This is a genomic window from Rhodococcus sp. CX (genome assembly GCF_015865005.1).
GTDB lineage: Bacteria > Actinomycetota > Actinomycetes > Mycobacteriales > Mycobacteriaceae > Rhodococcus.
On the sequence record NZ_JADZGH010000224.1, the window covers coordinates 63,821 to 72,117 of the forward strand.

General features: G+C 67.7%; 9 protein-coding genes. 5 read left to right on the forward strand and 4 right to left on the reverse strand.

Annotated elements, in window-relative coordinates:
- Both I0Q12_RS25060 and I0Q12_RS25065 read left to right on the forward strand, forming a co-directional pair.
- Window positions 1-1,137 (forward strand): AMP-binding protein (locus tag I0Q12_RS25060; RefSeq protein ID WP_231611382.1); only part of this gene is annotated, 1,137 nt, incomplete at its 5' end.
- A 119-nt stretch (window positions 1,138-1,256) separates the two neighbouring features.
- Window positions 1,257-2,132 carry an acyl-CoA thioesterase II gene (locus tag I0Q12_RS25065; RefSeq protein WP_197255768.1) on the forward strand — a complete coding sequence of 292 codons (876 nt, stop codon included), beginning with the start codon at window positions 1,257-1,259 and terminating at the stop codon, window positions 2,130-2,132.
- Window positions 2,133-2,228: 96 nt separating this feature from the next.
- On the opposite strand, the gene ligD is transcribed toward I0Q12_RS25065, so the two are convergent.
- From ligD to I0Q12_RS25080, 3 genes are all read right to left on the reverse strand, one after another.
- A complete protein-coding gene (gene ligD, locus I0Q12_RS25070; protein WP_197255770.1) occupies window positions 2,229-3,197 on the reverse strand; it encodes a non-homologous end-joining DNA ligase in 969 nt (322 codons plus the stop codon).
- Between the two features lie 91 nt (window positions 3,198-3,288).
- On the reverse strand, window positions 3,289-4,455 hold the full coding sequence (locus tag I0Q12_RS25075; RefSeq protein WP_197255772.1) for a serine hydrolase: 1,167 nt from the start codon (window positions 4,453-4,455) through the stop codon (window positions 3,289-3,291).
- On the reverse strand, window positions 4,452-4,916 hold the full coding sequence (locus I0Q12_RS25080) for a hypothetical protein (RefSeq protein ID WP_197255774.1): 465 nt from the start codon (window positions 4,914-4,916) through the stop codon (window positions 4,452-4,454). Before I0Q12_RS25080 ends, I0Q12_RS25075 begins: the two co-directional genes overlap by 4 nt.
- Window positions 4,917-5,015: 99 nt before the next feature.
- Between I0Q12_RS25080 and I0Q12_RS25085 the strand changes: the two genes are divergently transcribed.
- The gene (locus I0Q12_RS25085; protein WP_197255776.1) at window positions 5,016-5,696 is read left to right on the forward strand and encodes a TetR/AcrR family transcriptional regulator; all 681 of its coding nucleotides are present in this window, start codon (window positions 5,016-5,018) and stop codon (window positions 5,694-5,696) included.
- Between the two features lie 62 nt (window positions 5,697-5,758).
- A complete protein-coding gene (locus tag I0Q12_RS25090; RefSeq protein WP_231611384.1) occupies window positions 5,759-6,853 on the forward strand; it encodes a hypothetical protein in 1,095 nt (364 codons plus the stop codon).
- Window positions 6,854-6,947: 94 nt separating this feature from the next.
- Here I0Q12_RS25090 and I0Q12_RS25095 read toward each other — a convergent pair whose 3' ends face one another.
- Window positions 6,948-7,697: a FadR/GntR family transcriptional regulator gene (locus tag I0Q12_RS25095; protein ID WP_248674420.1), complete on the reverse strand. Its 750-nt coding sequence runs from the start codon at window positions 7,695-7,697 to the stop codon at window positions 6,948-6,950.
- Between the two features lie 201 nt (window positions 7,698-7,898).
- Between I0Q12_RS25095 and I0Q12_RS33875 the strand changes: the two genes are divergently transcribed.
- On the forward strand, window positions 7,899-8,297 hold a 399-nt coding region (locus I0Q12_RS33875), incomplete at its 3' end, for an aldehyde dehydrogenase family protein (protein ID WP_231611385.1).

An 8,297-nucleotide genomic window follows, 5' to 3' on the forward strand; every position in this document is an offset into this window, starting at 1 on the left:
CGGTACGAGGATCTGATCGCCGGACAGCCGGACACCGTGCCGGCGGACCGCACACTGGGCGGCGCGATCATCTACTCGTCGGGAACCACCGGCAAGCCGAAGGCAATCCTCCGGCCGCTGCCACCGCTGGAGCCGTCGGCAGCGGCCAATGCGATGTCCACATTCGGGCGCGCGTTCACCTTCCTTCCCTTCGACGGAGTCCACCTGGTCTCCACCGGAATGAATCACGGTGGCTGCCAGAGCTTCTACCTCGGCGCACTGAATGTCGGGCAGGCACTGGCAATCGGGGGCAAGTTCGATCCCGAGGCCACGCTGCGGATGATCGACGAGCACCGGGTGACGACCGCGTACATGGTGCCCACCCAGTTCGTCCGCTTGCTGAGGCTCCCCGACGAGATCCGCGCCCGGTACGACCACTCGAGCCTGAAGGTGGTCGTGCATTCCGCCGCTCCGTGTCCTCTCGATGTGAAGCGGCAGATGCTCGACTGGTGGGGCCCGGTCATCTGGGAGACCTACGGCGGCATGGCCGCCACCATCGCCAAACCGCACCGCTGGCTCGAGAAGCCGGGCACCGTCGGGCGTGCGGTGACGGGGATGACGGTGCGCATCCTCGACGACGACGGGACCGAGCTACCGGCCGGCGAGATCGGGAACGTCTACCTCGAGCCGCGGACACCGAGTTTCGAGTACCGCGGCGACCCGGTGGCGACCCGCTCCGCCCACCGGGGCAAGGCGTTCACGATCGGCGACGTCGGCTACCTCGACGAGGACGGCTACCTGTTCATCTGCGACCGTGCGAAGGACATGATCATCAGCGGCGGCGTGAACATCTATCCCGCCGAGGTCGAGGGCATCCTCTCCACGCACCCGGCCGTGGCGGACGCCGCGGTGATCGGCGTCCCGGACCCGGAGTGGGGCGAACAGGTCAAGGCGCTCGTTCAGCTCGCCGCACCCGCGGCACCCACGGATGAGGAGCTGGCCGACGAGCTGATCGCCTGGTGCCGCACCCGCCTTGCCGGATACAAGTGCCCTCGAAGTGTCGAGTTCCGAATGTCCCTGCCCCGGACGGAGACCGGGAAACTGCTCAAACGCACTCTCCGCGAGGAGTTCTGGGCTTCGAGCGGCCGCCAGGTTTGATCCGACCCACCGAGAGAAGGAAGCACCTGTATGAGTGACTCCCGAACATGCGTCGCGGCACCCGCCTCCCCGACCGGTGCCGTCGCCCGCCCGAGCGGCGTCCACACGCAGGGGTTCCGGTGACGGCCGAACACAGTGCCGCCTCGACGGCGCGGTCGCACTCGGTGGCCGCGTCCGGCACCCTGGCGGCAACGGTCGCCGAGGCCCTGACCCTCACCTCGACCGGACCCGACACCTTCGTCGCGGCGAGGGCCGGGGCCGACGATCCCCGCGGACTCTACGGAGGCCGGCTCACCGCGCAGGCGCTGCGCGCCGCGTCCCACACCGTTCCCGACGAGCGACTGGCGCACTCACTGCACAGCTATTTCCTCGCTCCCGGCGACGCCACCAAGCCGATCACGTACACCGTCGGACGGGAGCGCGACGGGGGCCGCTTCTCGGTCCGGCGGGTCGTCGCCAGCCAGGAGGGAGTACCGATCCTGAACCTGGAGGCGTCGTTCCAGCAGATCCAGCCGGGCGCCGACTACCAGGCCGAGGCGATGCCCGACACCACTCCGCCGGAGGCGTTGCCGACGGTTCGTCAGGACCCGCGGATGCTCGACCTGGACGTCCGCATCCCCCATGACGACGAGGCCTATCACCGCTGGCCGACGCGGCTGTGGGTCCGCATCAAGACATCGCTGGGCGACGACGCGAACCTCCGCGCCTGCGGGCTGGTCTTCGTCTCCGACATGTGCACCGGGCTGTCGAAAGCCCCGCTGGTCAAGCACGTCGGCATCCTGCCGAGCATCGATCACAGCGTGTGGATCCACCGTGGCTGCGATCCGAACCGGTGGCTGCTGCTCGATCTGGCCCCGGAGTCGACCTCGCAGGGGCGCGGCATGTACACCGGGCGCATCTACGACGAGAACCGGGTGCTCGTCGCGAACCTCGCGCAGGAGTCGCTGTTCCGGCTCCGCAACTCACACGGGCGCCCCGGACCGTCGCGGACCTGACCTCACGGGTGGCTTCGACACCGGAACACCCCTGGATTCGGGTCCGGATCGGCGCCGTGGCGATGCGCCGGGACCGAGGAACGAACGCCGCCGGCGTCAGTGTCGGCCGGGCAGGTCGACCTCGTCGACCGTCTTGTCGGCGCGTAGTCCCCGCCAGCTCGGATGCCGCAGGCTCCCGCCCGCGTACTCCCGGTACTCGACCTCCCCCACCAACGTCGGCTCCACCCAATGGACTCCGTGAGTCTCCCGCTTCGGCGGTGCGACGGACAGCGGGCTGGTGGATCGCTCCAACGGACGCAACCGGGACCGCAACTCCCGGCGGGTCGCGGCAGTGAACCCGGTGCCGACGCGACCGATGAACACCAACCGACCCTCGTCGTCGTGCGCCCCGAGCAGCAGCGAGCCGATACCTCCGGCCGCTTTGCCCGCTCCGGGGATCCAACCGACGACCACCCCCTCGGTAGTGCGGCGCAGCGGAGTCTTGATCCAGCTCGACGCGCGGGTGCCCGGCAGATACGGGCTGTCGGGGTCTTTGGCGACGATGCCTTCGAGACCGTTCTCCCGCGCCACCTCGAGCATGGTCGCGGCGTCGACGTCGCTCCAATAGGGCGACAGCTGCACCCGTGCACTGGGGGTGATCAGGTCGTCGAGCACGGCCCGCCGTTCGAGATAGGGCAGATCGATTGTGCAGTCGCTGTCGACGGCGAGCACGTCGAACAGGTACACCATGACCGGCACATCAGCGCGCAGCTGTTCGGTGGGGCGCTGGACATGCATCCGGCGTTGCAGCCGAGCGAAAGACGGCCGCCCATCGCTGTCGAGGGCGACGATCTCCCCGTCGAGGACGCAGTCCCTGCCCCCGACCGCGGTGAGCACCGGATCCGGGAGCTCGGGAAAGGTGCGACTGATGTCGTTGCCGGCGCGGCTGGTCAACCGGCACTGTCCGCCCTCGACAGTGATCAGGGCGCGTTGGCCGTCCCACTTCATCTCGAACACCCGATTGCCGCTCGGTGGTTCACCGAGGGTCGCCAACATCGGGGACAGCCGAGGGGAGACAGAGGCCATGACCCGAGTCTGCTGCACCAGGCCGAACGGCATTGCCGAACCGCGTACCGCCTCCGGTCCTCATCGCGGAGGAGTTGCCGAGTCCGTCCGATCAGCGGGGAGGCTCGACGTTCCACTTCGACGCCTGCGCGCCGAAGGCCACGCGGTGGAACGCGTCGAGCGCTCCATCGATGGGATGCGGTGTGGGCCTGCCGGAGGCGTCGAGTTCGTTCCAGCGCTGCCGGTTGATCGCCACCGTCATCTGTCTCCTCCCATCGGCCCGCGTCATCGTGATCGCGCCGCCACCCCATACGGAACCGTCGTGACCCCAGAACGTCCCCTGACCGGGAACCTCCTTGCGGTGCAGGCCGAGCCCGTAGTCGACGATCGTGCCTTCGAACGAGACGACAGGCACGGTCTGCTGCATCTGCGTCAGCATGTCCGGGCCGAGGATGTCGCCGGCCAGCAGGGCGGCGAAGAACCGGTTGAGATCGGCAGTGGTGGAGATCAACGATGCGGCCGGCCCGACCCAGGACATGTCGAAGACGCTGTAGTCGCTCAGCGGCTGGTTCATGCCGAACCACGACTCGTACAACCGCGAATGCGGGCCGTCGACCTCGGGACCGGACGGGAATCCGGTGTCCGCCAAGCCCGCCCGGGCGATGAGGGCGTCGTCGATGTGCTGTTCGGCGGATACACCGGTGATCAACTCGATGAGTTGGCACAACAGAAGGTAGTTGGTGTTGGAATATCGGCCTGGTGACGTACCGGGAGCGGCGGCCGTCGACGCGCGGACGCCCATCTCGATCAGGTCCAGCGGGTCGAATCGTGTGAATCGATTGTCGTCGAGGCTGCGCGGTGAGGTGTCGGCCACCACCGGGAACGCGGCCAGCGACGGATAGGCCGTCGGCAGGTAGTCGGCGAGACCGCTGGTGTGGTTCAGCAGCATCCGCACGGTGATGGCATCACCGCGGCCGCCGGGGACGAGGTTCGGCAGATACCTGCGGATCGGTGCGTCGAGATCGACGGCACGCCGCTCCACGAGTTGCAGAACGGCGGCCGCGACGAAGGTCTTGGAGATGCTGCCCACGCGGTGACGCATCCCGGGGGTCACGGGTGCGCGCGTGACGAGATCGGCGACGCCTGCGGCGCCGCGCCACACATCGTCACGCACACGGACTTCGGCGAAGATCCCCGGGATGCCTGCAGCGTGGACGTCGCCGGCCGCGGCTTCCAGAACAGTGGTTTCCAGGGCGCCGGTTCGGACGAGGTCGGTCATCGGAGTGTCTCCTTCCGTTCGGAGGTGCGGCGCCACAGCAGGACGACCGCGACGAGTCCGGCCACGCACGGCGCCAGTCCCGTCCACCCGACGATGGCGGGCAGCGCGGTGTCGCCGGAGGTGTCCCGGACGGTCAGGTCCAACAGGGCGATACCGGTGGCGACGATCCACAGGCCGGTGGCGAGCAGTCGCGCCCACGATGCGTTCCGGCGTGCCACCCAGAGGGTGGTGAGCCAGCCCAGGGTGCCGAGGACACCCAGAACGATCAGGTAGGTCAGGTAGATGTCGGTGGCCGCATCGATGCGGTCCTGGGTGAAGGACGGGTAGCCCGCGCGGACGTGTGCGGTGAGGATGCCGGAGTTCGTCTGGCCGCCGTAGACGGCGATCGCGGAGACGACCGTGAGGACGCACCCGACGAGCAGGGCCACTGTCGAGGAGCGGGAAATGCGTGTCGTGTTCATGACCGTGGGCTCTCTGGATGCAAAGTCTTACGCCGTAAGTCTTACTGCTTCCACGGTAGACTTACGCCGTAAAACATGTCAACGGATCGAGGAGCCGCAATGCCCGGTCACCGCCCCCACGGACAGCATGCGGGCCTGAATCCACAGGTCATCCTGGACGCCGCCATCGACTTGGCCGACTCGCAGGGACTCGCGGCACTGTCGATGCGACGCCTCGGCGCCACACTCGAGGTCGAGGCGATGACGCTGTACCACTACTTCCCGAACAAGGCTGCACTGCTGGACGGCATCGTCGAACGGCTCGTGTCCGCGGCGGAGCTGCCGATCGGGACCGATACGGACTGGAAGGACGGACTGCGTCGCTATGCCCGGTCCGGGTTGGACACTCTCGCAGCCCACCCGAACCTGCTCCCGCTCATGCTGTCTCGGCCCGGCACCACGGCCGGAAACCATCGGGTGATGGAGACGCTGCTGCAGGTTCTGACCCGGGCGGGATTCGATCCGTGCACCGCGCTGGACCTGCTGTACGCACTCAATTCCCTGATCGTGGTCCACGGTGCCGTCCGCGCTGGGTCCGATTCCCCGCAGCCGCACGGTGAGGAAGGCCAGACCAGCCGCCTCGCCGAACTGTCGCCCGAGGACTATCCGCTCCTGACCGCCGCCGCCAGGGACAGTGCCGGACGTGGGCCGACAGCTCGATTCGACGCCGCCGTCGACGCATTGATCACCGGGTTCGCCGCCGCGCGGCCGACTCCGCACCCGAAATCAGCAGTGCAATAAGTTATCTGATTTGGAGCCCGAAAATGCTCCGAATCAGTCGGCTCGCTGCTACGGTCGGCCAGGTGAACGACGATGTCCCGAGCCCGGGCGAGATCACCGCCGACACCCCCTTCACGCCCGACGACGACATGTATCACCAGCCGCCGAACGACGATCCGTACTGGGTCGAAACCAACTGGTGGTCCTTCAACATCCCCGAACGCCACATCGGCGGGTGGCTGCACGCGCGGTTCGACGTCAACCGCGGAGTGGTCACCTGGCGCGTGTTCGTGTGGGACCCCAGCGGCGCCGACCTCGGTCGCCTCGCCTACTACCGCACCGGCGTCGATCAGCCCATGCCGGAGCATCCCGACCTGCGGGACATCACGTTCCCGGGCGGGGGTTTCTCGGTGAAGATGGTCGAACCGCTGAAGCGCTACGAGCTCGGGTATTCCGATCCGGACAACGGTTTCGCCGTCGCGTTCGAGCACCGGGCCGTCCACCCGCCCCGCCGGTTCACCCCGGGCGAGCCACCCGCGATGTACAGCCCGCACCTGGACCAACTGGGGCACCAGGTCGGCGAGCTGGTGCTGCGCGGCGAGTCGATCACCATCGACTCCTACTCGATCAGGGACCGCACGTGGGGTCCCCGCGGTGGTCACCACATGCGGAGCCCTAAACCGGCCTACCAGCGCGGAGAGCACCGGGTGCTGCATCCGGGTGGTCCCCGATGGCGGGAGATCGAACGCGAACGCGGACGCGGCCGGATCCAGTACATCTTCGGGCACTCCGGACCGAACACCGGGTTCCTCGGCTTCGTCCGCCCCCAGGACGGGGACGCGGCGGGCTGGTCACCCCTCAACCACGGATGGCTGTTGCGGGACGGCCGGTTCGAGCGTCTCGACAAGACGGCGTCGCGGATGCGCAACTTCCGTGATCCTCGCACCGGCTGGAGCGCGCACATGGAGGTCGACCTGACGGATCTCACCGGACGCACCATGACCGCCGAAGGCTTCTCCGTGGCCCACATGTGCGAGGGCGGACGGGGCAGCAACGCGCTCATGCGATGGGAGTTCGACGGCGAGATCGGCTGGGGTGAAGACCAGGACGGCTGGACTCGGTCCCACTGGACGAAGTTGATGAACGCCCTGCGCGCGATCCGAAGCCAGGAGGCGTGAGCGAGGAGTTCGCGTCCCGGCGTCGGGACGATCACACCGACGATACGAAAGCCGCACTCCTACACGAAGTTCCGTGTACGGCCGGACTCGGACGTCAGTTGAAGAGGTCGACGACCGACTCCGAAGCGAACCGGCCCCAGAGCATCTTCTTGGCGGACGTGGCCATATGTCGCTGCCAATGCTGTTCCGCCGCATCGGCATCGCCCGCCTCGACGAGTTTGACAGTCTTGCGGAACGCCCGGATGGTGCGCTTGAACTGAACCTCGACCTCGGTCGTGTCGGTCGTGCGGGACACCACCCGTGACATGTGGGTCGAGACCACGTCACCGATGATCCGACCCAGCAGCCCGAGCGTCCGGTTGCCGGCACGCTCGAGGATGAGGTCGTGGAAGCGGAACGCCGTCGCGGACCACTCGTCGAAGTCGGCCCCTTCCGTGCCCGCGTCGACCAGGATCGCGAGCTTGTCGATGACCGCGGTGAGGTCCTTGATGTCCTCCTCGCTGCGCCGGGTCGCCAGCATTCGCACAGCAGCGGGCTCGAGCACGGTGCGCGCCTCGTAGAGGTCGGCCAGCGTCGTGCTCTCGATCTGCAACAGCAACCCGACGTACCGCGCGGCCACCGCGACGTCCGGGGACATGACCTGCACGCCACCGCGCGAACCGCGCCGCACCACGATCAGCGACTCGTTCTCCAGGATCCGGAACGCCTCGCGCAAGGTGGGACGGGAGACGTCGAACCGCTGCCCCAACACGGTTTCGGGCGGAAGCGTGTCCCCCGGCTTGAGGATGCCGCGCACGATCTGGCTACGAAGCTGCTGGGCGATCACCTCTGCGGTCTTCGGCACCTGGATCCGGTGGGGAAGTTCGTTCTCATCGACGGAGCGGTTCGACAATTTCTCTACGCCTTCCGAATTCCCTGACCAGCAAGCCGGATCAGCCTAACACCGACGGACGTCACTTCACTTCGCCGTTTCGGCACTCGATTCAACTGCACCATTGTACGGTTGAATCAGATAACTCAATTGCAAGATTGCGGGGGTGCGCGCATGGCGAGTGAGCGAGCAGGGCAGCTCTACATCGGGGGCAAATGGGTCGACGGCCGGGGCACGGAAACGCTCACGGTCGTCAATCCCGCGACCGAGGCAGTGATCGGCACCGTGCCCCAGGCCACGGCCGCCGACGTCGACGACGCGGTCCGCGCGGCGCGGACCGCCTTCGACGAGGGACCGTGGCCGCAGATGAGCCCGCGTGAACGGGCCACGGTCCTCCGGCGGATGGTCGACGAGCTCCAGCGCCGACGCGCCGAACTCGTCGACCTCAGCATCGCCGAAGCGGGATCGACCCGCACGCTCGCCGAGTTCATCCAGGTCGGCACACCGATCGACCACTTCGCCGACCTCGTCGACCGCGTGATCGGCGCCTTCCCGTTCGAGACTCCGATGCCG